Origin of the sequence: Rhizobium sp. SG570 (assembly GCF_012275345.1) — a bacterium.
Taxonomy (GTDB): domain Bacteria; phylum Pseudomonadota; class Alphaproteobacteria; order Rhizobiales; family Rhizobiaceae; genus Rhizobium; species Rhizobium lusitanum.
This window is the reverse complement of sequence record NZ_JAAZQI010000021.1, coordinates 53,616-77,698: the sequence shown is the minus strand read 5'-3', so window position 1 is coordinate 77,698 and position 24,083 is coordinate 53,616. Positions and strand designations below refer to the sequence as shown.

General features: G+C 57.8%; 19 protein-coding genes. 14 read left to right on the top strand and 5 right to left on the bottom strand.

Annotated features, from left to right (window positions below; genetic code table 11):
• Positions 1 to 13 precede the first annotated feature (13 nt).
• Positions 14 to 679 (bottom strand): EthD domain-containing protein, encoded by a 666-nt coding sequence (locus FHT28_RS30125; protein ID WP_112342176.1) that lies wholly within the window; start codon positions 677 to 679, stop codon positions 14 to 16.
• Positions 676 to 1,848 (bottom strand): prolyl oligopeptidase family serine peptidase, encoded by a 1,173-nt coding sequence (locus FHT28_RS30120; RefSeq protein WP_145646297.1) that lies wholly within the window; start codon positions 1,846 to 1,848, stop codon positions 676 to 678. Before FHT28_RS30120 ends, FHT28_RS30125 begins: the two co-directional genes overlap by 4 nt.
• Before the next feature lie 178 nt (positions 1,849 to 2,026).
• Here FHT28_RS30120 and FHT28_RS30115 point away from each other — a divergent pair, with 178 nt between their 5' ends.
• Complete coding sequence (locus tag FHT28_RS30115) at positions 2,027 to 2,959, top strand: LysR substrate-binding domain-containing protein (protein ID WP_145646296.1); 933 nt, start codon at positions 2,027 to 2,029, stop codon at positions 2,957 to 2,959.
• A gap of 295 nt (positions 2,960 to 3,254) precedes the next feature.
• On the top strand, positions 3,255 to 4,376 hold the full coding sequence (locus FHT28_RS30110; protein ID WP_246704985.1) for an MFS transporter: 1,122 nt from the start codon (positions 3,255 to 3,257) through the stop codon (positions 4,374 to 4,376).
• A gap of 104 nt (positions 4,377 to 4,480) precedes the next feature.
• Here FHT28_RS30110 and FHT28_RS30105 read toward each other — a convergent pair whose 3' ends face one another.
• The gene (locus tag FHT28_RS30105) at positions 4,481 to 5,401 is read right to left on the bottom strand and encodes a LysR family transcriptional regulator (RefSeq protein ID WP_145646294.1); all 921 of its coding nucleotides are present in this window, start codon (positions 5,399 to 5,401) and stop codon (positions 4,481 to 4,483) included.
• 201 nt (positions 5,402 to 5,602) lie between these two features.
• On the opposite strand from FHT28_RS30105, the gene FHT28_RS30100 reads away from it, so the two are divergent.
• From FHT28_RS30100 to FHT28_RS30080, 5 genes are read left to right on the top strand one after another with little or no spacing between them, the layout of a single operon-like run.
• On the top strand, positions 5,603 to 7,204 hold the full coding sequence (locus FHT28_RS30100) for an NAD(P)/FAD-dependent oxidoreductase (RefSeq protein WP_348645039.1): 1,602 nt from the start codon (positions 5,603 to 5,605) through the stop codon (positions 7,202 to 7,204).
• Positions 7,201 to 7,422, top strand: a complete 222-nt coding sequence (locus tag FHT28_RS30095) for a hypothetical protein (RefSeq protein ID WP_145646293.1) — start codon at positions 7,201 to 7,203, stop codon at positions 7,420 to 7,422. Before FHT28_RS30100 ends, FHT28_RS30095 begins: the two co-directional genes overlap by 4 nt.
• Positions 7,419 to 8,447, top strand: coding sequence for an NADPH:quinone oxidoreductase family protein (locus FHT28_RS30090; RefSeq protein WP_145646292.1), 1,029 nt, complete (start codon positions 7,419 to 7,421; stop codon positions 8,445 to 8,447). The genes FHT28_RS30095 and FHT28_RS30090 overlap by 4 nt, the downstream gene beginning before the upstream one ends.
• Positions 8,440 to 9,213 carry an SDR family oxidoreductase gene (locus FHT28_RS30085; protein ID WP_145646291.1) on the top strand — a complete coding sequence of 258 codons (774 nt, stop codon included), beginning with the start codon at positions 8,440 to 8,442 and terminating at the stop codon, positions 9,211 to 9,213. Before FHT28_RS30090 ends, FHT28_RS30085 begins: the two co-directional genes overlap by 8 nt.
• A gap of 53 nt (positions 9,214 to 9,266) precedes the next feature.
• Complete coding sequence (locus FHT28_RS30080) at positions 9,267 to 9,653, top strand: ester cyclase (protein WP_210249877.1); 387 nt, start codon at positions 9,267 to 9,269, stop codon at positions 9,651 to 9,653.
• 475 nt (positions 9,654 to 10,128) lie between these two features.
• Here the strand turns inward: FHT28_RS30080 and FHT28_RS30075 are convergent, their stop codons facing one another.
• Entirely contained in the window at positions 10,129 to 11,034 is a 906-nt protein-coding gene (locus FHT28_RS30075; protein WP_145646289.1) for a TetR/AcrR family transcriptional regulator, read from the bottom strand.
• Here FHT28_RS30075 and FHT28_RS30070 point away from each other — a divergent pair.
• The 7 genes from FHT28_RS30070 to FHT28_RS30040 all read left to right on the top strand — a co-directional run bounded on the left by FHT28_RS30070 (position 10,915) and on the right by FHT28_RS30040 (position 22,195).
• Positions 10,915 to 12,258 carry an FAD-dependent oxidoreductase gene (locus FHT28_RS30070; RefSeq protein ID WP_145646288.1) on the top strand — a complete coding sequence of 448 codons (1,344 nt, stop codon included), beginning with the start codon at positions 10,915 to 10,917 and terminating at the stop codon, positions 12,256 to 12,258. The two genes, FHT28_RS30075 and FHT28_RS30070, sit on opposite strands and share 120 nt — an antisense overlap.
• A gap of 29 nt (positions 12,259 to 12,287) precedes the next feature.
• Positions 12,288 to 13,424: an efflux RND transporter periplasmic adaptor subunit gene (locus FHT28_RS30065; RefSeq protein ID WP_145646287.1), complete on the top strand. Its 1,137-nt coding sequence runs from the start codon at positions 12,288 to 12,290 to the stop codon at positions 13,422 to 13,424.
• Positions 13,425 to 13,428: 4 nt separating this feature from the next.
• Positions 13,429 to 16,581, top strand: coding sequence for a multidrug efflux RND transporter permease subunit (locus FHT28_RS30060; RefSeq protein ID WP_145646286.1), 3,153 nt, complete (start codon positions 13,429 to 13,431; stop codon positions 16,579 to 16,581).
• Between the two features lie 183 nt (positions 16,582 to 16,764).
• Positions 16,765 to 17,238 carry a hypothetical protein gene (locus FHT28_RS30055; protein WP_168598190.1) on the top strand — a complete coding sequence of 158 codons (474 nt, stop codon included), beginning with the start codon at positions 16,765 to 16,767 and terminating at the stop codon, positions 17,236 to 17,238.
• A gap of 79 nt (positions 17,239 to 17,317) precedes the next feature.
• On the top strand, positions 17,318 to 17,968 hold the full coding sequence (locus FHT28_RS30050) for a TetR/AcrR family transcriptional regulator (protein WP_168598189.1): 651 nt from the start codon (positions 17,318 to 17,320) through the stop codon (positions 17,966 to 17,968).
• Positions 17,969 to 18,237: 269 nt separating this feature from the next.
• Complete coding sequence (locus tag FHT28_RS30045; RefSeq protein WP_145646283.1) at positions 18,238 to 19,356, top strand: porin; 1,119 nt, start codon at positions 18,238 to 18,240, stop codon at positions 19,354 to 19,356.
• Between the two features lie 808 nt (positions 19,357 to 20,164).
• Complete coding sequence (locus tag FHT28_RS30040) at positions 20,165 to 22,195, top strand: methyl-accepting chemotaxis protein (RefSeq protein ID WP_145646282.1); 2,031 nt, start codon at positions 20,165 to 20,167, stop codon at positions 22,193 to 22,195.
• Between the two features lie 353 nt (positions 22,196 to 22,548).
• Here FHT28_RS30040 and FHT28_RS30035 read toward each other — a convergent pair whose 3' ends face one another.
• Positions 22,549 to 23,772 (bottom strand): NAD(P)/FAD-dependent oxidoreductase, encoded by a 1,224-nt coding sequence (locus tag FHT28_RS30035; protein ID WP_112342193.1) that lies wholly within the window; start codon positions 23,770 to 23,772, stop codon positions 22,549 to 22,551.
• Positions 23,773 to 24,083 lie beyond the last annotated feature (311 nt).

The window sequence follows — 24,083 nt, the reverse complement described above, 5'->3', positions numbered from 1 at the left end:
TTGGACCGGCGCCTCAGCGGCCGGCAAATAATCTGTATTCGCGGGCGATGAGATAGGCGGCGGAACGTCCACCATCTGTCTCGCCCGTTTCGAGCGCCTGGCGGCAATGATGCAGAAGTCGGGCAGCCTCCACTTCGTAGCGCGCCCAGAATTCGTCGACGACGGCAATCGGTCCTGGCGTGACGGCCGTGTTGCGACAGTAGCCGGAATAGGCGGCATCGCTCGAAGAGATACGATCAACAAGATCGACCGCCGCCGCGCCTGCGGGCCTGACGACAAACAATTTCAGATCGATCAATGCGGAAGCCGGCTCCCGCACTCGCTCTTCCGCGAAGGGCTGCCCGACAACATTGGCGTTGTCGACGAAGCGCGGTTCGTCGGGGCGTAGGCGCTCATTGTAGAACGGTGTTTCCCGAGACGCCTTCACCGATCCGATATCCTCGAACCAGAGCTGGGTCACGAAATCCAACCCCAAGCACAGAGCAACGGGGGCGGCGTCATCAGCGGCGAAGACCCCGTCCAGCCCATGATTTTGCGCATATTTGCGCGGCGCGTTTTGCGGATCGGCGGCGATGTAATCGAGCACGATCCGGCCATGGACATCCTTCATGTGATGGCGATGCTCTGCGAGGGTCTGACCGGGAGAACGGCGTCCGAACATCATAAGCTTGATCGTCATGCCGCGTCTCCTACCGCCGTGCGTCCGCCAAGAACCTCCGCCACCCAATCGGCGATATAGGCGCCTGCATTGGCGGAATTGTCGAAGCTTGAATGCTGAACACCGCCGGTGCGGGCGTCGAAGATCTTCAATTCGCGCTTCGGGCTGTTGACCAGTTGGTCATAGGTGGCCTGGGCCCAATGCAGCGGGATCTGGCTGTCCTTTTCGCCATGGGTGACGAGGAAGGGAACGTGAATCCGGTCGAGCACGCCGTCGAGATGGACATGTTCAGCGATACACATGAAGTCGTCCATGTCCTTGGCACCCCAGACCCAGCGGACATGCTCCCAGTAATGCGGCACCGGAAAATTGCCTTCCCGGGCGAGGCGCTTCTTCTGCACGTCACGCCAATCGTGGTTGGCGCCCCACACGACGCCACAGGCGAAACGGGGTTCAAAGGCCACGGCGCGGGGGCAGTAATAACCGCCGAGAGAGACGCCTTCCAAACCGATGCGCTTCGAATCGATCTCCGGCCGGGTTTCCAGCCAGTCCACCACACGGCTTGCCCAATGCTCGCTATCAAAACGGGCCGTGAGGCCCTCCAGCCGGAGTGCTTCGCCGGTTCCAGGCTGGTCGACCACCAGCGAGGCGACGCCGCGCTTGGCAAGCCATTGGGGAAGGCCGACGAGAAATTTCATTTCCTTGGTGCTGTCGAGCCCGTTGACCTGAACGAGCAAAGGCTGCGGCCCGCTGACGCCCTCGGCCGGCACATAGAGCGCCGAAAGATGCGTTCCTTCATAGGGAATCTCGACGCGACGACAGGAAGAGCCCGACAGTCGCAAACCTTTTTCGAACGTGTCGAGAAAGCGGCGGTAAAGCGCCAGACGCCCTTCCGATCCATGCGCCTGCAGCCGCTCGGCCGTCAGCAAATAGTTGGCGGCGCGGATGAGCTTGTCGCCGGCGGATATCTTTCGTCCCTTGGCTTCGTCTTCCTCGGCGAGTGAAATGAGCTTGTCGCCCATGCTTGCCCATGTCTGGCGAAAGGCCATGACGCCGGCCGCATCAGGGGCCTTCGCGGCCTCCTGGAGGGCGGCGCACATTTCCTCGATCTCCCCGATGCGGGCGCCCATCTCGATAGACAGATTGACCGACAGGTTCCAGACGTAATTAGTGGGGAAATATTTGAACACAATGCCTCCTCAATTCTCTCGCGTCGCCACGTCAACGCTTCAGGCGGAAATCGATGACGGCGCATGCGCTCGGCCGATCGATCACTCCTCCCGGCCCAAGATCTAACGAAAAGAAAAACGTTTATGAAATTGGTTGTTTCAATCCATGATATTGATAATCTGAATACATGGAGGAGCCATGCGTTTCAAAAATCTCGATCTCAACCTGCTGGTAGCGCTCGACACCCTGATCCGACTCCGTAATGTCAGCCGCGCGGCGGATGAAATGTTCATGACCCAATCAGCGATGAGCAATGCGCTCGGGCGTCTCAGGGAGTATTTCGACGACCCACTGCTGATCCAGGTCGGGCGTACGATGGAACTATCGCCGCTCGCCGCTTCTCTCGAACAACCTTTGCGCGACATCATCGTGCGTATCGACAGCGCCGTCGTCTCGACGCCATCCTTTAATCCCACGGATTCCCGCCGCGTGATCGGCATGGTGGTTTCTGACTACTCGCTGCACACGCTGATCCCGCGTTTTATGGCGGTCGTCGCTGCGGAGGCTCCCGGCCTGCAATTCGATTTCAAGCCGCAACAGAATTTTCCGCACCTGCTGTTGGAAAAGGGAGAAGCCGATCTTCTGATCGCACCGTCAGTGTTTTGCTCCACCCACCATCCCTCGGATGCGCTGTTCGCCGATAAAATCTGTTGCGTTACGGATTCCTCCAGCCGTTTTGCGACGGAGACGAGGATGACCCGTGAGCAGTTCGAAACCTCAGGTCATGTGGTGATGCGTCCGCCGAATGGCGGGGAAAGCTTTGCAGAGCGCGCATGCCGCGACGTTGGCTTGGCCATTCGAGTGGAGGTATCGACGTTTGCCTTTTCCACGCTTTCCGTGCTGGTCAGAGGAACCGATCGGCTCGCGCTGGTTCAACGAAGTCTCGCCAGAGAAATGATCAAGACTGGTGGCCTTACGATAGTTGATCCACCCGTGGACTTGCCGCTCCTCGAACAGTCGGTGCAATGGCACAGTTATCGCTCACGCGATCCGGCTTTGACCTGGGTGCGGGAAAAGCTGAAGGGTGCAGCATCCGCTCTCACGACTGAAGTCCTCAAACACGCGCTGTAATTCTCGCGCGGTGACGCGCTAGGACGGACATTGCACCAAGAGCGCGCCGTACCATCACTACGAATTATGATTTCGGATCAGGAAAATCACCTTTGCAAATAAACGGCGCCTGCCTAGGCTCAGCTAACTTCAATCGACACTTTGAACACGCCCGCCCTGCCAGAATTTCTGCTTGAGTGAGGAGGTAGGCGACATTTGTGGCGTTTGACTGCGTATCGCTCGGGGGGAGCCGAGCGAAAGCCAGACATAGGTGGAGGAGGCCACAATGGCTACGAAAGAAACTTGGTGCCCGCGCTTGGCGCTGCTCATCGCGCATGTTGCGGGGATGATTGATCTGGTGGCATTGCCGGTTTGGATCAGTACCTTGATCACGGAGTATCATTTTGATCCGCAACAAGCCGGAGCTTTGGTTACGCTTTTCCTGGTTGGAACTGTCGCTGCGAGCCTAATCTTTGCACCGCGGTTTAACGACTTCAATGGCAGGATGGTCGCCACACTATCTCTCGCCTTGGCAGCGATAGCCTGGGCCGCAGCAACGAAACAAACCCATTTCATTCCAATGGCCATTTGCCATGCAATGGCCGGATTCACTGCCGGAACGGCGCTTTCTTTTACTCATGGCACGATCGGGCGAAGCCTGAACCCTCACAGGCTGTTCGCGATGGCTGGCGGGGCGATCGGCGTATTCGGCACGATATTCCTCGGGACGGTTCCGAAGCTTGTTGCCACGCAGGGTCGGGAAATGGTGTTTTTCGTTTTCTGCGGTCTCATGATATTAGCGAGCGTGACATCGCTGCTCGCGTTTCCACAACTAGCCGCCGATCACGATCCCGCAGCGACTGCTGGCACACAAAAGCTCAGCCGGGCCGTTTGGGCCGGTATTTTCGGCGTCAGCCTGATGGCGGTCACCCAGTCGATGGTTTTCGGATTCTTTCAGGAGATAGGCGTCGGACACGGATTCTCCACAGATGCGATTGTCGGCGTGCTGATCGCTCTTGGGATCGTCAACCTGTTTCCTGGCCCTGTCGCCGGCCTCCTTGAAAAGATGCTGAATCCGGAGAAGGTGGTTCTTGCCGGACCGGTTGCACAGGCTATTCTCGCGCTCGTCATAACCTTGAGCTCTGCTTTCCTTCCTTACGCGATAGCAGGTCCTGTATTTGTGGCGACCATGGTTTTCACCCACACATTTGCATTCGGTCTTTTGTCTCGGCTGGACGCTAGCGGGCGGGCCGTTGCCGCGACGCCGGCGATGCTCATGACCGGCGCGGCCGTTGGCCCAATCCTTGGCGGAACTCTGATCCAGATATCGGGCTATACCTCGATCGGCTTCGCAGCCTGCGTATGCGCAACGCTTGCGGTTATATCTTTCTCCAAGGCGCGGTTGATCCACAATCCTGTTGTGGTCCCGGGCGAATAGTTATCAGTCATCATCGAACGTGCCATCCTAAGCGACCTCGCGGTCTTATCGGTGGCAAGGCCGGCTTTATTCGATGGGGATATAGCAGACTTCCCAGTCCGCGATCAGGCAGACACTTCGTTGAGCGTTCGCGCGTGCGCCTCCATTCGTTCAACAAGCCACTGAATTGCGGGATCGCCCCGGCTCGAAGCGCGCCATTGGACGCATTCTTCGAAGATTGGGAGGGCTGTGGGGATTTCGAATATTCTAAGCGGAAAATGCCTCGCATAATCACCGGCAAGCCGACGATGAAAAATTGCAACCCTTTGTGTCCCCATCAAATAGTGTGGCACCAGACTCCACGCTGGAACGATCACCTCTATCCTTCGAGGTGCAAAAGACCTTTCGAGAAATGTCGCGTCAGTGGTCGGCAGGCCGGAACCGCCCAGTCTAACAAGGACATGTCGCATCGCCAGGAAAGAGTCGATGTCCGCCACGTCATCCACGGCATGGTTGTTGGCGCAGGCGACCCCGACGAAATCATCCTTGAAGAGCGGCTTGAAAGGATGGTTTTGCGAGAGCGCCTGCTGGGGGCCGAGCAGCACGTCAATGCGCCCCGCGTCCAATGCGTCACCCGGGATATCGGCGTACTGGTGCAGATCGAAAGTCATCCCCGGCGCCTCAACTGCAAGCGCACGCAAAACATTCGCCAAAAAGATCGTAGCCGCATAGTCCGACACCATAACGGTGAAGCTCCGCCGCGCTTCCTCTGGCAAAAAACGCGTTTGTACGGCTAAACGCGAACGGACGGTTGCCAGTATTTCCTTGGCCGGAACGGAAAGCGTCGCGCCCAGAGGAGTTGGTATCATCTGCTTACCGTTTTGCGTTAGAAGATCGTCGTTAAAGTATTGCCGCAACCTGTTCAGCGCACCGCTCATGCCGGGTTGGCTGATATTCAACTTCTCGGCCGCGCGGGTGACGTTGCGTTCACTGAGTATTGCGTCGAGTGCGACGATCAGGTTGAGATCCAAGCCATTGAAATGCATTTCGCCCCCCCAAAAAAAGGCCGATAGCCCTTTTGCAACCGCGACCGCGGCGCCTCAGGCGCTTGGGCCATCAACCAATCGCGCCAGTTATGGAAATACATAAAGGAAATCACTTTTGCAAATGGTTCGCGCCCCGATACAATCTTCACAAGTAAAAATTTCATGACGTGAACCGGCTGAAACTCTTCGCGCCGGTCACACGTGCTCTGGGAGGAAATCTTGAATATATCAACGACATACGATGTCATCGCGATCGGTTCGGGACATAATGGACTGATCGCCGCCGGCTATCTTGCCAAAGCCGGCAAGAGCGTTCTCGTCATCGAGAGCCAACCCTGGCTCGGAGGCGGTGTTGTCACGCGCGAATTGACCGCGCCGGGTTTCTGGCACGATCAGCACAGCACCGCTCACATCTTTATCCAGGCCAATCCGGTCCTTGCGAAGGACGAACTCGGTTTGAAATCGCGTTACGGCCTTGAATATATCTACCCCGATCCGCCGCATATTTCAGTCTTCGAGGATGGTGAGACGCTGGCGCTTTATACCGACCGCTCAAAGAATTATAAGGCGATCGAATACTTCTCAAAAGCGGATGCGGAATCGTTTCTGAAGCTTGCTGAATTGGGCGACCGCATCCTGCCCATGCTTCTGTCTGGTCTCTATTCACCCCCGATACCCAACGGCGCCATGAGTGCAATGCTCGACCAGAGTCGAGAGGGCCGCGAAATTTTGATGATCATGCAGAAAAGTGCCCTCGACATCATCACGGAGTATTTCGAAAGCGACTATGTCCGGGTGCATTTTCTCAAACTGGTCACGGAAAACCTTCAACTCCCTGACGAGATGGGGACGGGAATCGGGCTGTTCATGTTCGTTGCCTTTCTCGAGCGTTACGGAATCGGTGTCGCCAAAGGCGGCAGCGGTGCGCTGACAGAGGCACTCGTTGCCCAGATTCGCGATCATGGCGGCACCATCCTCAAGGAAACCAGGGTCGAAAAGGTCCTGGTCAAGGGCGACCGTGCTGTTGGCGTACGGACCTCGAAGGGCGAATTTTTCGCAAAAGATTGCCTGATCGGCGCGCTCCACCCCCATCGTCTGCATTCTTATATCGACAACCTCGACCCCTACGTCGACAAGGCCGCGCGCAAAACCCGGCCGGCGGCATTTAGCGCGTTTGTCGTTCATGGCGCGCTCAAAGAGCCCGCGAAATTTTCCGCTGGCGACCATGTGAACGGTACGATTATCACGGAGTTGCTGCCGACGAGGCTTGAACAGTTGCGGCGGTCTTTTGATGAATTGCGCTATGGCGTGCTGCCTGAAAGGCCGCTTTTCGGCGCGAATTGCCCATCCAATGTCGATCCGTCGAGAGCCCCTGTGGGGAACGCGACATTTCTGATGTTCTCCTATGCGCCCTATGACCTCAGGGACGGCGGCGCGGCCAGGTGGGACGGCTACAAGGAAGACTATGCCGATTGGCTTTGTGACAAAGCGGGAAAATTCATCACCAATCTCGGCAGGGATAATTTCATCGCCCGTTCGGTCTACAGTCCGCTCGATTTGGAACGCGATTCAGAAAGTTTTCAAAAGGGCGATATTCACGGTATCGCGCCTTATTCCTACCAATTCGGCTCGCACCGACCGACGCCCGACCTTGGCAGCCTGACGGTTCCGGGCATCGAACGCCTGTTCCTCGTCGGTCCGTTCATGCATCCGGGGGGCGGCGTATTCGGCGCAGGCAGAGCCGCCGCGATGAAGGCGTTCGAGGCGATGGGACTCGATTTCGACAAGGTAAGCGCGGCATGAAAGTCTTCACTACAGACAAGATCGAACTCATGACGATCAGCTCGATTGAGGCGAAGGACGCCGACTTGCTGATCAAAGGCAAGATATTTGGCGCGATGCCCATGTCTGCCGTCATTACGCCTGAACAGGCGAGACTAGCTTTGCGGCTGCTGACGCCCAGATTGATCTGGTTCTTGTTGCGGCTGCCGTTCAAACGTACCCAGGGAGAGAAGAAATGAGCCTGTCGAGAACGATGCTGTCGGTCCGCTTTCACCAAACCGGAGGCCCCGAGGTTCTGCGCGTGGAAACCCTAGCCCGTCCCGAACCCAAAAAGGGTGAGGTGATTGTCCGGGTTCTCGCTGCAGGTGTCAATTTTGCCGATCTGGTCAGGCGGCGCGGCGGCCATTACCCGGTCCCTACTCCGCTGCCCTTCAATCCGGGCTGTGAATTTGCCGGAATCATCGAAGATTGCGGCGAAGGCGTGGACAGGTCGCGGATCGGTGAGTCGGTCATCGGTGCCAATATCGTGGGCGGTGCTTATGCGGATTACATCGCCGTCGAGGCCACGAATCTCATGCCGTGGTTCGAGGGTCTTTCACCCGAACAGGCGGCAATGCTTCCCATTCAGGGCCTGACGGCATATCTGGCTCTCACAGATGCAGGCATGTTGACGAAAAACGATACGGTCTTCGTGCAGGGCGCGACAGGCGGCGTCGGCTCCTTGATCGTACGGATTGCAAAGGCACTGGGCGCCAAACGCGTCATCGCCGGCGTCGGCCATGAAAGCAAGACCCGTCTGGCTCTAGCCGCCGGCGCAGAAGCGGTGGTCGATTATTCCCAGCCGGATTGGGTTGACGCCTTGCGCGCAGCCAGTGGTGGCCTTGGCGTCGATCTCGTCATGGACGCGACCTCGGGACGCGTTTTGGAAGGCGGGATCGATTGCCTGGTACCGAACGGTCGTGCCGTGGTCTACGGCCATGCCGCGACGACTTCCAATCCCGTCAATGTCACCAGATTGCTGGAGGGCAATCTCCGCGTCACGGGCTTCTTTCTCGGCTACTACCACGTGAAAAGACCAGACATCGTGGTTGCCGCATTAAAAAGCCTAGAAACTCTGGTCAAACGCGGCGAACTCGACCTTGTGCCGGCGAAAGTGCTGCCGTTCGCCAGGGCAGAAGAGGCTCATCGCCTGATGGAGGAGCGAAACAGCGAAGGCAAGATCATTCTGGTGCCGTCGAACCGTATGGAGGACCAAAATGGCTGACGATTTCGACGGCAAGGTGGTTGTTGTCACCGGCGCAACGTCAGGAATTGGTTTCGCCACCGCTCTCGCCTTTGCCGAGAAGGGGGCGCGGCTCATCCTGAGTGGACGCGCATCGCTAGACCCCATCGTCTCGCAATGCCGCACGCTGGGCGCGGAAGCTTTCGGCCTATCCGGCGATCTTGGCAACCCCGAACTGAGCCGAAAGATTATAGCGGAGGCGACCAGCCGGTTCGGGACTGTCGACATTCTGATCAACAACGCGGGTTTCGGGACTTCCGGCGGTGTCGAGACTGTGAAGGAAGAGCAGCTGCGTGCGGTCTGGGACGTGAACTTCCTGGGTGCCTTTCGCATGTCGCGCCTCGCCATCCCCATCATGCGCGAGCATGGCGGCGGCGCAATCCTCTTCACCACCGCGCTTGCCGGTATGTACGGCATGGCCAACGCGCTCGCCTATTCGACCAGCAAGGCCGCCGTCATCAATCTTTGCAAGGCGATGGCGATGGAGGTCAGTCGCGACGGCATCAACTGCAATTGCGTAAGCCCCGGCCCCGTCGACACGCCAATGCTGCAGGAAGCAATCGATGCCTACGGGCTTTCGCGCGAAGATTTCCAGGCGGTTTCGCCGACCGGCCGTATTGCCACGGCGCAAGATGTCGCCCACGCATTGTTGTTTCTGTCATCTGGCGCGGCCCGCTCGATCAACGGGCATGTTTTGGTTGTCGATAACGGCATGTATGCAGGCATGTTTACTCCAAGACCGACGTGAGGCGACGCGTTGAAACGCGCCAAACAATGAACTCATTAAATGGGAGTGTTCAAATGAGTGAGAAAATACAGTCCAACAAGGAAATCGCCTTGGATTTTCACCGCCGCGCCTTTGTTGAAAAGGATGCGGCTTCGGCCATCAGCGCACATGTCGGTTCGGCCTATACACAACACAATCCACAGGTGGCCGACGGTCCCGAAGGCTTTGTCGGCTTTGTCAATGGTTTTCACCAGCAGTTTCCGGATTTCAAAATCGAAATCAAACGTACGATTGCCGACGGCGATCTCGTTGCAATACATTTTTGCGCCTATTTGAATAAAGAGGACCGCGGAACTGCCGGCGTCGATATATTTCGCATTGAAAGCGGCAAGGTAGTTGAACACTGGGACATTCTTCAGCCGATCCCCGAGCAGGCGGCCAATTCCAACGGCATGTTTTAAGAAGGGCTTGATATGGCGGACGGCCTCCTGCGCGGCGGTGAAGTGCCATGATGCGGTTGTTAAGAGCCACAACGAGGAGAGCCGTCCGCCTCGTCAGGCCTCTTCTGCGCCTTCACATAAGCGGACATACTCCGGCGAAATCAGTAGCGCCTCGTCACCGCGGGAGGCGAAACGCTGGCTCAGGTGGTGAGCACCTCAGCGCGCCTGCATAGCAATGATGCAAGTTGGGATCTTGCTGACAATCTCAATAAGCGTCTGCCGCCGCATCGTTCGGCGGACAGCCACCGCACCTTTGTTGTCGACGCCAACAACGTTGCAGATGCCTATCATTGAAATCGTTATGGATCAGCTGCTGCTTCAACGATGAATCATCATACTCGACGCCCTTGGAATACCGCCATCCCATAATCATCGTTCCGGAGATGCAGCCCCCGGGAGGCGTTAAAGGCGCTGCTTATTGATAAAAGGCGCGATGTTATCCAATGACGAGACCTGAACGGGAGTAGGCACGTAGGAATGCATCGACAGCAGCGACCACAGCCTCCCTCGGCGCGAATTCCGCTTCGGCTCCATATTGCAGTGGCTCGACGATACCCGCCTCGAGCAGCCCCTTGAAATGAGCGGCGGCGATGCGGGGATCGGTGCTATTGATGATATTTCGCTCCTTCAAATGGCTCATATATGTGGTTAGATGTTCCCAACCCATTTTGGGGCCACGTACGTATAATTCGGGTCCAAGTTTGGAATTAGCCGCCTCCGCAACGGCAGTGCGAACAATCGCCAATATGTGGTCCGACGTCACCAATCGCAAATAGGCTTCACCGAAGCTTTCGAGAACACGGCGGAGATCGGGCTGCGACGGGTCGAGCATCGCCGTCAGCTGTCGGCCTTGCTCTTCCATCGCCCCCGTCATCGCCGCAGCAAACAATTCCTCCTTTGACTTGAAGTATCCGTAGAGCGTGGTCTTCGATCCGCCGACCCTCGCGGAGATCATGGCAATGCTCGCGCGCTCATATCCCACCTCGCGAAACACCTGCGTCGCGGTTTCGAGAATCGCCTGGCGACGGGCATCGGTTCTGACACGCATTTCGACCTCCCCTTCCGATCGTCTTTTACGGACCGACTTGTAGTGTTTTCGATTGACAACGCAACTCGGCAACATTAAATAAACCGTACAGTACAGTTTTAAAAAGTATAACGTGGATTTCTGCCTTCGCTTAGACGGTCTCAAATGGCTCCAGGCGCGCAGATAAATCATCAGATGAAAAGCCGAAATATAATAAGGCAGCCGAAGGAATGGCAGCGACATCGGGTGGTCGTCGTAGGCGGCGGTGTTGCTGGCCTGGCGATTGCCTCCACGCTCGGACGCCGGTGGAAGCATCGCGAGCCCATGTTCTCCTTCTCACCGTCCATGACGCTGATCGACGCCGACTCCGCGCATGTCTGGAAGCCGATGCTTCACACCATCGCGGCGGGAACGTGTGATGTCTCGCAGCAACAGACCACCTATCTGGCCCAGGCGCGCGATGCCGGTTTCATCTACGAACCCGGCGAGCTATGCGGACTGGACCGGGCCGTTCGCGAAGTGGCAATCGCTCCCTTGTACGAGCGCGACGGGCGTCTTCTCGTGCCCGCGCGCCACGTGAAATACGATACGCTGATCCTGGCCGTTGGTAGCCGCACCAATGATTATGCAACGCCCGGCGTGAACGAACATTGCCTCACGATCGATTCCCGCCGGCAGGCGGAGGCATTTAATCGCGAGGTCCGGGATCGTATGCTCCAATGCGTTAAGCTTGGGCAAGAGTTATCGATTGCCATTGTTGGCGGTGGTGCAACCGGTGTGGAGCTTGCTGCCGAATTGGTGCAGCTCATCGAGGCCTCCTCCGCCTATGGAGCGCGACAACTAGCCGGGACCATCGCCATCACCCTAATCGAAAGCGGTCCACGGCTGCTTTCCGCCTTTCCGAAGGATATTTCCTCCGCTACCCAGGTACGTCTCGGCGCCATGGGTATACGCGTGATTACAAATGCACGCGTTAACGGGGCCCACGCGGATGGGTTCACCCTCGATGACGGCCGGAGAATTCCTGCGTCGCTAAAGGTCTGGGCCGCAGGCGTCAAGGCGCCGGATTTCCTCACTCGCCTCGACGGGCTTGAGACCAATGGAAGCAATCAACTGCTGATTCTGCCTTCACTGTGCACGACCCTCGACCCCAATATCTATGCCGTCGGCGATTGCGCGAGCTTGACCCCGCCCGGCGCCTCTCGTCCGCTGCCGCCGACGGCTCAGGTTGCACATCAGCAAGCGCAGCACTTGATTCGCCATCTGAAGAAGGACATCGTCGACAGTATTCCGATTCCCGACTTCATTTGTCGGGACTTCGGCTCCCTCGTCTCGCTTAGGAACTACAACGCCTACGGATCTCTCGGCCAGCTCGGGCTTTTCAAAGGCGGGACCATTCACGGGCGCCTCGCTCGGCTCAGCCATAGCCTGCTCTATCGCAGCCACCAGTCGTCACTTCACGGCTTCTACCGCGGCGGCCTCCTCTGGCTGGTCGACCGGCTGAGCGCGCGCCTGCGACCCTCTATCCGCCTGGACTGAAACAACGGAAATTCGAACTGAGGACTGCCATGCGTAATGTCTCGTGCTATCTCCTGGCCTTTACTTTCCTGTCCTTCGCCACCTCCGCATCCGCCCAGATGCCGGGCGCCGGAGGGCCTCCACCCGTCGGCGTCGTGACGGTCGCCGAGACGGCGATCAACGAAACCACGGAATTCAACGGCCGAATCGAAGCGACCGACAAGGTCAACATCGTCGCGCGCGTCTCGGCCTTTCTGGAAGAGCAGCTATTCACCGAAGGCGCCGATGTGAAGAAAGGAGACCTTCTCTTCCGGCTGGAGCGGCCGCCTTACGAGGCTGACCTAGAGGCCAAGGCGGCCTCGGTCGCCGAAGCGCAGGCGACACTCGAAAACGCCAATATCGCCTTTGATCGTGCCGACCAGATGCACAAATCCGGCTCGGGCTCGCAAAGCACGCTGGATAACGCGCTTGCCACGCAACGGACCTCGGCCGCGCAGCTTCGTTCCGCCCAGGCGGCGTTGCGGTCGTCGCAGATCAATTTGGACTATACTGAGATCCGCTCGCCGATCGATGGTCGGATCGGTCGCGCAGCGGTGACTGTTGGCAACGTCGTTTCCGCTTCGTCGGGGACGCTCGTCACCGTCGTCAGCCAGGACCCGATGTATGTTACCTTCCCGGTGCCAACACGCAAACTCATCGAATTCCAGCAGAAGCGCACGAGCGGAGGAAGCGAAGGTTTGCGGCTGCGGCTTCGCCTGCCCGACGGCCGCATTTACGATCAGACCGGTATACTCGATTTCCTCGATGTCAGCGTTGCCTCGGACACCGATTCCATCACCGTGCGCGGCGCCATTGCTAACCCGGTCATTCACAATGGCCAGCGCGAACTGTTCAACGACGAATTCGTCCGCGTCATCGTGGAGGCTGTAACGCCGCAAAAGGTTCTTGCGATCCCGCGCGCCGCGGTCCTGACCGATCAGCAGGGCGACTATGTCTATACTGTAGGCGCCGACAATGTGGTCGAGATTCGCCGGATAAAGCTAGGGCAATCGACCGCCGAAACCGCGACAGTCCTCGATGGTCTCGCAGTCGGCGACAAGGTAGTCGCCGAAGGCGTCCAGCGCGTTCGTCCCAACGCGCCGGTGACACCGCAGCTTCTGACGACTCAACTCGCCACGAAGGGCTGATCCGATGATCTCCAATCTTTTCATCGACCGGCCGCGTCTGGCAATCGTCATTGCCATCGTCATCTCGCTCGCCGGCGCGCTGGCGCTGACGAGCCTTCCGGTGTCGCAGCTTCCCGACATCGTGCCGCCGCAGGTCTCGGTGACCGCGACCTATCCGGGCGCCTCGGCCGAAGTCCTCGAAACGACCGTCGCTCAACCGATCGAATCAAAGGTCATCGGCGTCGACAAGGCGCTCTACATGAAGAGCACCAGCGGCAATGATGGCAGCTACACTCTGACGGTTAGCTTTGCGCTCGGCAGCGACCCGGACATCGATACGGTCAACGTCAACAACCGCGTGCAGACCGCGCTTTCGCAATTGCCGACGGAAGTCCAGACCCTCGGCGTTACCGTGCAGAAGAAGTCGTCTTCCATCCTGCAGTTCGTCACTCTCAGCAGTCCGGACAGTCGCTTCGACCCTCTATTCATGACGAACTACGCGACGATCAATGTCCTCGACGAATTGTCGCGCATTCCAGGTGTCGGCTCCGCCTCGCTCTTTGGCCAGATGAACTATTCCATGCGCATCTGGTTCGACATCGAGCGCTTGTCGAGCCTCGGCATGGTGCCCTCGGACGTGATCAACGCTATTAATGCGCAGAATGTTCAGGCTCCTGTAGGCCGCATCGGCGCGCGGCCCGTGCCCGATGATCAGCAGTTCCAGTTCAACGTGCAGACCCAGGGTCGCCTGGCCACGCCGGAGGAATTCGGAAACATCATCCTGCGCGCCAATTCGGATGGATCGGTCCTAAAGGTGAAGGATGTCGCCAGGGTCGAACTCGGAGCCCAGAGCGAGGACTCGCTGAACAGATTCAATGGCAATCCGTCCGTCGCCATCGGCGTCTATCTGTCTCCGGGCGCCAATGCGCTGAAGACGGCGGCGGCCGTTAACCAGAAGCTGGAAACCCTGCAATCGCGCATGCCGGAGGGTTTGAAGGCCCAAGTCATGTATGATTCCACCGATTTCGTCTACGACACGATTGAAGCAGTGGTCCATACGCTGATCGAAGCCTTCGTGCTCGTCGCCATCGTCGTCTTCATCTTTCTCGGCAACATACGCGCGACACTCATACCGATCATCGCCGTCCCGGTTTCCGTCATCGGCACTTTCGCCGTGCTGCTCGTGTTAGGCTACTCCGCCAATACCGTCTCCCTTCTCGCCCTAGTGCTCGCCATCGGCATCGTGGTCGATGACGCGATCGTCGTGGTGGAGAATGTCGAGCGCGTACTGGAAGAGGAGCCAGAGCTATCGCCAGCCGCCGCCACCAAGAAGGCGATGGTGCAGGTGACCGCCCCGATCATCGCCATCACGCTCGTGCTGCTGTCGGTCTTCGTTCCGATCGGCTTCATTCCGGGCATCTCCGGCGAGTTGTTCCGGCAGTTCGCCGTTACCATCAGCGTGGCGATGCTCATCTCGGCGCTGAACGCCTTGACGCTCTCGCCGGCCCTCTGCGCCGTCTTCCTGCGCCATGGCGGCGAAAAGCGTGGCGTCATGGGCTGGATCAGCCGCCGCATCGACGGCATACGCGACGGATATGGTTGGATCGTGCACAAGACCTTGCGGCTTTCGATCCTTTCGCTCGCCATTATTGGGCTTTGCGCCTTCGGTGTGTTAGGCCTCTCAAAGATCACGCCGAGCGGTTTTCTGCCGGAAGAGGATCAGGGTGCTTTCTTCATCAACGTGCAGCTTCCGGAGGGCGCTTCCGTCGCCCGCACCAGCGACACGGTGCGGGAGGTCGAAAAGCTGCTGCGCGGCCTACCGCAGGTGACCGACGTCACCTCGGTCATCGGCTACTCTCTTCTCGACAGCTATTCGGCGAGCAACAACGCCTTCATAATCGTACAGCTGAAGCCGTTCGCGGACCGCAAGGCCGCCACCGATAAGGTCCAGGTCATGATCGGCAAGGTCTTCGGCGGCGCGCAGGAGATCCGCTCCGCGATGATCTTGCCCTTCAACCTGCCGCCGGTCATCGGCCTCTCCACCAGCGGCGGGTTCGAGGTCATGGTCGAATCCCTCGAGGGCGCAGACCCCGCAACCATGGGCAGCGTCGCCAACGGCATTGTCGGGGCCGCAAATCAGGACCCGGCGCTGAGCCGCGTTTTCACCACCTATGCTGCCAATGCGCCATCGCTCTATCTCGATATCGATCGGGAAAAGGCGCAGGCGCTGGGCATCAGCATCAAAGACATCTTCTCCGCGCTGCAGTCGACGCTCGGTGGCTCCTATGTCAACAACTTCAATCTGTTCGGCCGCACCTGGCAGGTGAAGGTTCAGGGCGACGTCGACAATCGCCGAGACATTCCGGCGCTGTGGGACATCTATGTCCGCAGTTCGTCGGGCGCCATGGTGCCTCTGCAGTCCATTGCGGAACTCAAGACTATCGTCGGCCCCTCCGTGATCACGCGCTATAACAATTATCGCGCGGTTACCATCAACGGCTCGCCGGCGCCCGGCGTCTCCTCGGGAACGGCAATGGACGCATTCCAGACCTTGGCCGGCAAGGCGTTGCCCGCCGGTTATGCGCTCGAATGGACCGGCACATCCTATCAGGAGCGCCAGGCGGGCGGGCAGACGACCCTCATTCTCGGCCTCGCACTGCTCTTTGCCTATCTCTTCCTGGTCGCGCTCTATGAGAGCTGGACGATTCCGATCCCCGTGCTGCTCTCGGTGATCGTCGGTGTCTCCGGCGCCTTTATCGCGGTCGTCGGCTGGGGGCTGACCCTCGACCTCTATGGCCAGATCGGCCTTGTCGTCCTCATTGCACTGGCGGCGAAGAACGGCATCCTGATCGTTGAGTTCGCCAAGGAACAGCGCGAACATGGCGTCAGCATTCGCGATGCGGCCGAAAATGCCGCGAAGCTCCGCTTTCGCGCCGTGATGATGACTTCGATTGCTTTCATTCTCGGTCTGGTACCGCTGGTCTGGGCGAATGGCGCCTCGATGCTGGCTCGTCAGAACGTCAGTTCGCCGGTCTTCATGGGCATGCTGGCCTCCAGCACGCTGGGGATCATCGTCATCCCCATGCTCTACGCCACCTTCCAGACCGCGCGGGAGAAACTGAAGGCGGCTTTCGCGCGGAAGAACCCTTCCCAAGCTCCCTCAAGCAACCCCCGTTGAGGGAGAAGGATGTCCGGCCCCCATCGCCCTATTGGACATCCTCCAAGACGCGCGCATGCCTCCGCGCGTGTCTTGGACCTGCTATATGTCTTGCAAGCGATTGTTCAGAGGCGTCGCCGCAGGGTTTCCGGACGTTTTCGAGGGCCGTATGATTGGCGCCGCCTCTGCGCCCTTGGTGTCATATTGACCGATCTGGCCGTTCTCACTATTGCGAAAGTCTTGCTCGGCGCAAGGCTCTTGGGTTACTGGCCCGGAACAAACGCGATCCTTGGTGGTCTTCTGTTATCGATCATCATCATCAGATTAGGCAGCCCGCGCCTCTATCACGATTGGATCGCGATGAGCCTATTGCAGGTCGGGCTGGGGTTTCTGCTCGTAAACGATCCCTTGCTGACGACAGTCTGGTCGTTTGACCTGTTTTGTCTCCTGCTGGCGATAGTAGCAACTCTGATGACGTGGATCGGCAAGACGATGGATATTAATGGTGGCGTTTGGCTTGCGGCAGGCGGCCTGACAAATTTCAATTGCATTGCCTGGGCGATCGTCGGTCGTTATGCGGCCCCGCACGTCAAGCCCGACATTGTTCTCGCGGCCTCCATGCTTTTCCTTGGCTTATCGATCATCGGTTTGGGATTTTCATCGCGAAAGCATCCGTGAACGCGGGAATCTGCAGTCCAATTGTCCAATGGTGTTGCGGAGTTCGCCGTGCGACAGTCAACCCATCACAGGAGACGCTGTGAAAAATCCTCCCATTGAGTCCTCGCCTGCCAGAAACCGTCTCAAGCGTGGCCGTCCTCCCATCGATGCGGCTGTTCGCCGTGACGCAATCGTTCTCTGTGCCGAGGAGGCATTCATGGAGCAAGGTTATTCTCAAACCAGCATGGATGAGGTGGCCACGAGGGCAAGAATATCGAAGCGAACCATCTACAAGTATTTCCCGAACAAGCGGGAGCTGTTTCGAGCGGTGATCGCCGAGCATCGAATTCGAATAATCAATGTTTCGCGGATTGAGAGAGACGAAAGCCCGCTGAACGAAACGCTCTACAAAATCTTCCTCGCCGATCAATCATCAGGAAAACCCACGCGGCGCCTGGATATCTTTCGACTCGCCTTTAATGAAGCCGCTTACAATCCGGAAGTCCAGGACATCATGTTGGAAGTCGGTCGACGGCCGGCGGTGCTGTCCCTTGCGGAATGGTTTGAATCACAAGGCCTATTCAAAGGGTGCGATCAGGAGCAGTTGGCGTCAATTCTGCTGGATATGGTCCTCGCGTTTGTAACCCGAAAGGATGTCTTTGAAATGAGCTCCGAGGCCTATGTTTCGCATGTCAAACAGCGTGTGGACGTTTTTCTTGATGGCGTATTCAGCAAGGGGCGCTCTGATTGACTCCTCCATCGACTTACCTGAGCCGAGGTTCTCGGCCTTTTGGAAACGCTTCCCATAAAGCATGTTTCATAAATGATATCAATGTATCACACCAATTCTCTAACTGATCTTCCCAATATCGATTGAAAGCAGATTGCGCGTGAACTGAATCGTTCTTTGCGATCTTATATACATCGAGGCGACATTGCTTCGATCATCAATCCGCGCAGTGTGCGCCACTCCGGCGAGAGCCGGCGTCGCCGCTGCCTGTCGATCTGGAGGTTAATATAGTGACAATCAAAAGCCTGCTTCTCAGCTCCGCAGCCGCGCTCGTGGCAGTTTCGGGCGCGCATGCAGCCGACGCCATCGCTGCTCAGCCTGAGCCGCTTGAATACATTCGCATTTGCGACGCCTATGGCACCGGCTACTTCTTCATACCCGGCACCGAAACTTGCCTCAAGGTCGGCGGCATGGTTCGTACCGAAGGTGAATGGTACGATGCCTATGATCCGAAGCATGTTACCGGCACGCTGTGGCATACCCGTTCCGAGTTGCATCTCGACACGGCGACGGACACCGAATACGGCCCACTGAAGACCAACATGGTTCTTCGTTGGGACTGGAACGATGGCAACTCGACCACTGCGAAGCTCCTCTGGGCGAACATCAGCCTTGGCGGTTTCCTGGTCGGTAAGGCCGACTCACAGTTTTCGTCCTTCCTCGGCTATGCTGGCGACGTTATTCAGGACGATGTGGTTTCCTACGGCCCCGGTCCGACGAACACCGAACTCAACCAGTTGACCTACACCTATGATGCTGGCAACGGCTTCCAGGCCATGGTCTCGCTGGAAGACTCCGTCTCAGGCAACGACACGTATTACGATGAAGATTTCGTTCAGAGTAACGGCCGCAGTTGGCGCACTGGCGAGGCAGATCACTATGCTCCGGACGTTGTCGCTGGTGCCCTTTACAAGTTAGGCAACTGGCAGGTGGGCCTGGTCGGGGGTTATGATTCCATCGTCGAGCAAGGTGCGATCAAAGCTCGCGTAGATGCTACGTTCGGTCCTGTGGCGCTATTCCTGATGGGCGGCTGGAACACCGACGGCGATAAGCTGAACAAATATGCTTCCGGCTATGTCACCGACGGCGCGTGCCCGGCCAACAAGGAAGAGCTTTGCGGCTGGGGCGACTGGGCTGTCTGGGGTGGAGGCTCCTACCAGATCAATGAGAAGTTGAAGGCTAATCTTCAGCTCGCCTACACCGACTCGAAGATTTTTGCCGCCGCCGCGAACGTCAAGTTCAATCCGGTGAAGGATCTGACGATCGAGCCGGAAGTTGAATACACCAACTGGGATTCGACCAACGAAGATCAGTGGGCTGGCATCCTCCGCTTCCAGCGCAGTTTCTAGTTGAAAGTTACCCGGCTCGTGTCGGGTAAAGGAAGCCTGACGTTTTCCAATCCGCCAGGCTTCTTACATTGATCGGTTGACCTCCGATCAAACCGGAAGGATCCGGTTTTCCCTACCGGATCCTTCTTGTTTTCAAGCTAATCGTTCAGAATGATGGATGACGAGCTCGACTTCGACGCATCCCATCCATTTCGGGAAGCACGAAGTTCTGGCTGGCTGTTAGTTTCCAGAACTGAACTAACCATGGAGTGATGATGCGGACGCCTCCATGCCAGAGACAGCGACTGTGTTATTGGCTGGTTGCGGCCTTAAAACTGGGAGTGTCCGCAAATGCAGATTACGAAGATAGGGCTCGACCTGGTGAAGAACATTTTTCAGGTCCGCTGCACAGAAGCTAAAGGCAACGGTTTGGTCCGGCGCAGCCTACGTCGCTAGGCCGTTATCAACTTCTTTGGGAAACTCGCCCTTGCCTTGTCTGCATTGAAGCCGGTGGGCGCGAGAGATTAGAGTGGGCACACACCGTTCGTCTGATACCTCCCGCCTATGTGAGGCCATATTCTTGAATAGCTATCCGCTGGGGCAACCAACTTGCGCAGGCGAAGGCCGTTTTGCGAATATTGTTGGCAGTGACTCGTAAATCGAAAGCACTTATTTACCATTGCAACAGTTTTATGACAGTTACGGCGCGACAATCCTTTTCATCGATACTCGCCCAATACTCACTTGACGCATTGCATGACGCTTGGCGCCATTTTTCATTTCTGCGGTCCTATGAAGGCAACTTGCGGATCATTTTGAGCGATCAGAAATGTTTTCAGCTATTTCATCCCGCATCGGCGCAAAGCTCGCAGCTCTCTCTGTCATCGGCATCCTGATGGTCGCAATCATGCTTTTGATCGTGCTCTATGGCGGTCAGGTGATTGGTGACCGCTCGAACCTGCTCAAAAACGAGTTGATTGTTTCTCGCGACATCATCGACGCGAAAGCATCTCTGCGCGGAATGCAGATTGGCGTTCGCGATTTGAGACTGGCAGCCTCCCCGGAAGAGGTGGCCAAAGCAGTCGATTACCTATCCGCGCGCCATCATTCGGTGATCTCATTTCTGGATGAGGCAAACAACGGGCTGAAGTCGCACGCCGACCGGGATCGGGTACAAGGCCTCAAGACTCTGAGCGAAAACTATTTCGCCATGGCAACCGATCTGGTCGATGTTTTGAAGGCGACGCTGCCGAGTAAAGATAGCTCCGCCGCTGCCCAAGCAAAATCAGCGGAGCTTCAGGCAAAGCTTCTGATGATATCCGACCAGGCCGCAAAGCTGTTCGACGACGGGGTCAGCGCTGCGAAGAAAGCAGCCGACCAAGCGGAGGAAGACGCAAATTCGGCTGCAAGTCTGGTCCTGCTGCTCAATCTTGGCACCGGCCTCCTGGCGATTATGACATTGATCGTCTCGGCCATCTACGGATCCAAAGCGATTGTCCGCCCGATCACCGGTTTGACCAACAGCATGGATAAACTTGCGCATGGAAATCTGGATGCCCTGGTACCCCACATCAGTCGTCACGACGAGATCGGCGCAATGGCGCGCGCGGTCGAGGTCTTCAAACAAAATGGCATCAAAGTTCGCGATCTGAACGCTCAGGAAGCCGCCTTGCAGGCCAAAAGTGCGGACCTCCAGACGAATATAGCTACCGTCGTTTCCGCGGCGGTTGCCGGAAACTTCACGCAGCGCATCACGAAGGCTTACGACAACCCCGATCTCGATCGCTTCGCGGCCAGCGTCAACGAATTGGTGGCCTCCGTTGACAGCAGTATTGCAGAAACCCGCCGCGTTGTTGCTGCCCTTGCCGATGGTGATCTGACCGAAGCAATGCAGGGAGAGTTCCAGGGCGCCTTTGGCGAGTTAAAGGACAACGTCAATGCGACGATGGCGAACTTGAGCTCCGTCCTGGGCGAAGTATCTGCCGCGGTCGATACCATCAACAGCAATGCTGGCGAGATGCGGATTGCCTCGGGCAGCCTGTCGAAGCGCACCGAACAACAGGCGGCCTCGCTCGAAGAAACGTCCTCAGCCCTCGAAGAAATCACCGTGGCTGTGAAGAACTCCACGGCGCGGGCGCTTGAAGCCAGCCATATGGTCGATGAAGCGCGCAAGAGTACCGAACAGTCAAGTTCGGTGGTAAGGGAAGCCGTCGCGGCCATGGGCAGGATCGAGCAAGCTTCCGGTGAGATCGGTCAAATCATCAATGTGATCGATGAAATCGCCTTCCAAACGAATTTGCTCGCGCTGAATGCGGGCGTTGAAGCCGCCCGCGCGGGAGATGCCGGCAAGGGTTTTGCCGTGGTCGCCCAAGAGGTACGCGAGCTGGCACAGCGATCGGCAAATGCCGCCAAGGATATCAAGACACTGATCAATCGCTCCAGCGACGAGGTTAGTGCCGGCGTAAAGCTGGTCACGGCGACCGGGTCTGCTCTGGCGGACATCGAAAGTCATGTCGTCAAGGTAAACGAGCATGTGCACTCCATCTCGACGGCGGCAAGGGAACAGTCAACCGGCCTTTCGGAAGTCAGCACCGCCGTGAACCAAATGGATCAGGCGACACAGCAGAACGCTGCCATGGTGGAGGAATCGACCGCGGCGACAAGTGGTCTGGCCGATCAAGTGACGACGCTTCGCGAACTGATCTCTCGGTTCAAGCTGGAACCGGTGGCAGCGCCACGTCTGGTTGCCACGACCACAAAGCCTGTTGCATCGCCGGCACGGGCACTCGGTCGCAAGCTTGCCGATACATTCGCCACCAACGGATCGGCCGCACGCAAGGCGGACTGGGAAGAGTTTTGATGCGCGACCGATTGCCTTATTCAAGTCTCGCTAGTCCAATCTCGGGCCGGCTTCTCCGCCAGGTACATGGCAACGAGCTTCGAAACTTAATGCTTCCAAGGTCATCACGAATATCCGGAAGACGGGTCCTGCCCGAGGAGCGTCCTGAAACCCCGCGATATGCAATCGCACGCACTCTCGCTTGCCGGCTAAAGCTGGCAGGCATGGAGCGGCCCATCCAGTTCCCCAGCGCGCCGAAACACGATGATCTCGCGTCCGAGACCTCCGAGCCACCCTACCCCCGGACCACGTTTTCGGCGACGGCGTGGCAACGGTGGGATCCGTAATCGTCTCCCTTGAGCAACGCTGCCTGATCATACATGGAGCTCCCTCAAGGACATAGACATTCGCTCCGCATCGGCGAGATAACCTTTCTCCACCATGGATTGAAGCAGGCCCGTGCGGTCGAAGATCTGGTCCCGTAACCAGGCGAATGGCCCCGGCGCCTTGTGGAAAAGGTTGCCTAGCTTGCGGGCGAATTCGACCTGATGGTTGCAATAGGCGAGGCGCTCCGCCTCAAACTTCGCGATTGACCGATCCACGACGGCTCTGTCGGACAGATCGCTTGTGCCGATCGCCCGGGCGAGAAAGTATCCGTCTTCGATGGCCATGCCCATGCCGTAGGCTGCATAGGGTGAAACGGGATGCACCGCGTCACCGAGACAGACGACGCGACCCTTCGACCATTTCGCGAGCGACGGGCGGTTGTAGACTTCCCATCGGAATATCTGCTTGGAAAAATCCGTCCGGTCTGCAAAAAGGTTCATCGGGTGGGCAAACGGTGCCAGCAGAGCGCGGACATGACGTTCCGGGTCGGCGGGCGGTGTCGCAGCTTCCGAGGACTTCTCGACGATCCACCATTCGAAACCTGGCTTACCTTCATGCTTCATGGGGAAATAGCTCGCCTGCACGTTTCGGCCATGATGCAGGGCACCGATGTCCTTCGGCAATTCGAGAATGTCCTCACACCAGGCGAGCCAGACCCGCAGGCCTACATGAAACAAGCCGAGGTCGCCAAGCGCCTGTTGCGACACTCGTGAGCGAATGCCATCAGCGCCGATCAGCAGATCGACGGTAACCTCTTCACCATTTTCGAACTTGACGATGATCTCGTCGCCGCGTTCCTCATAGGCGATGAACTTGTGGCCCGGTGTGACGACATCCTGATCCAGAATGTGGAGGGCCTCGATCATCTTCGCGTAGGCTGAGGAACGTAGGATGCCGTAATGCCAGCCTTCGATACCCATGGCTTGCTCGACGGATTTGTTGAACGGCAGGTCGACGCGGACCTCGCCCTTGGGATTGCGGAACTGGACGCGCGTCTTAAGGCCAAAGTTATTGACCACGTCAATGCCGTAGTAACGCAGCACCGCAAGAACGGGAACTGAAAGCAGCACAGCGCCGCCTAGCGGTCTCGGCTCCGGATTCTGCTCATAAAGCCGGACCTCGTAGTTTGCCTTTCTAAGGGCTATCGCGGCCGAAACCCCTCCAGGTCCGGCACCGACGATCGCAACCCTCTTCCCGACGTGCCCTCTCATGCTTACTCCTCCCGAATTTGTGCTAATGCCAGTCTAACTTGGACCGACCCTGCTTCGGCCTTTGGCGCCACGAGGTCCGCCGGTTGCCTATTCTCGCGCATTTCGACCGGCACGACCTGCGAAGCTGCCGGCCCAATGGGCGCCTCGCGCGCCTCCCAGTTGTCGTCGTGTTTGTCTATGCCGGCGTTGTATTCGAAGTGACGGCCGAGCGGAATGTTGAGATACCAGAAGCGGTCGGAACCGAATATATGGCAGCCAGAGCTGCATGTAGGCAGCAGGGCCGATCGAGGGGAGCGCCGCCGCCATTCTGA

Excerpts from the sequence above, each read along its gene's own strand:
- FHT28_RS30125 (WP_112342176.1), bottom strand. The coding sequence starts at position 679 with ATGACGATCAAGCTTATGATGTTCGGACGCCGTTCTCCCGGTCAGACC.
- FHT28_RS30115 (WP_145646296.1), top strand. The coding sequence starts at position 2,027 with ATGCGTTTCAAAAATCTCGATCTCAACCTGCTGGTAGCGCTCGACACC.
- FHT28_RS30105 (WP_145646294.1), bottom strand. The coding sequence starts at position 5,401 with ATGCATTTCAATGGCTTGGATCTCAACCTGATCGTCGCACTCGACGCA.
- FHT28_RS30095 (WP_145646293.1), top strand. The coding sequence starts at position 7,201 with ATGAAAGTCTTCACTACAGACAAGATCGAACTCATGACGATCAGCTCG.
- FHT28_RS30090 (WP_145646292.1), top strand. The coding sequence starts at position 7,419 with ATGAGCCTGTCGAGAACGATGCTGTCGGTCCGCTTTCACCAAACCGGA.
- FHT28_RS30085 (WP_145646291.1), top strand. The coding sequence starts at position 8,440 with ATGGCTGACGATTTCGACGGCAAGGTGGTTGTTGTCACCGGCGCAACG.
- FHT28_RS30080 (WP_210249877.1), top strand. The coding sequence starts at position 9,267 with ATGAGTGAGAAAATACAGTCCAACAAGGAAATCGCCTTGGATTTTCAC.
- FHT28_RS30070 (WP_145646288.1), top strand. The coding sequence starts at position 10,915 with ATGAAAAGCCGAAATATAATAAGGCAGCCGAAGGAATGGCAGCGACAT.
- FHT28_RS30075 (WP_145646289.1), bottom strand. The coding sequence starts at position 11,034 with ATGCTTCCACCGGCGTCCGAGCGTGGAGGCAATCGCCAGGCCAGCAAC.
- FHT28_RS30065 (WP_145646287.1), top strand. The coding sequence starts at position 12,288 with ATGCGTAATGTCTCGTGCTATCTCCTGGCCTTTACTTTCCTGTCCTTC.
- FHT28_RS30060 (WP_145646286.1), top strand. The coding sequence starts at position 13,429 with ATGATCTCCAATCTTTTCATCGACCGGCCGCGTCTGGCAATCGTCATT.
- FHT28_RS30040 (WP_145646282.1), top strand. The coding sequence starts at position 20,165 with ATGTTTTCAGCTATTTCATCCCGCATCGGCGCAAAGCTCGCAGCTCTC.
- FHT28_RS30035 (WP_112342193.1), bottom strand. The coding sequence starts at position 23,772 with ATGAGAGGGCACGTCGGGAAGAGGGTTGCGATCGTCGGTGCCGGACCT.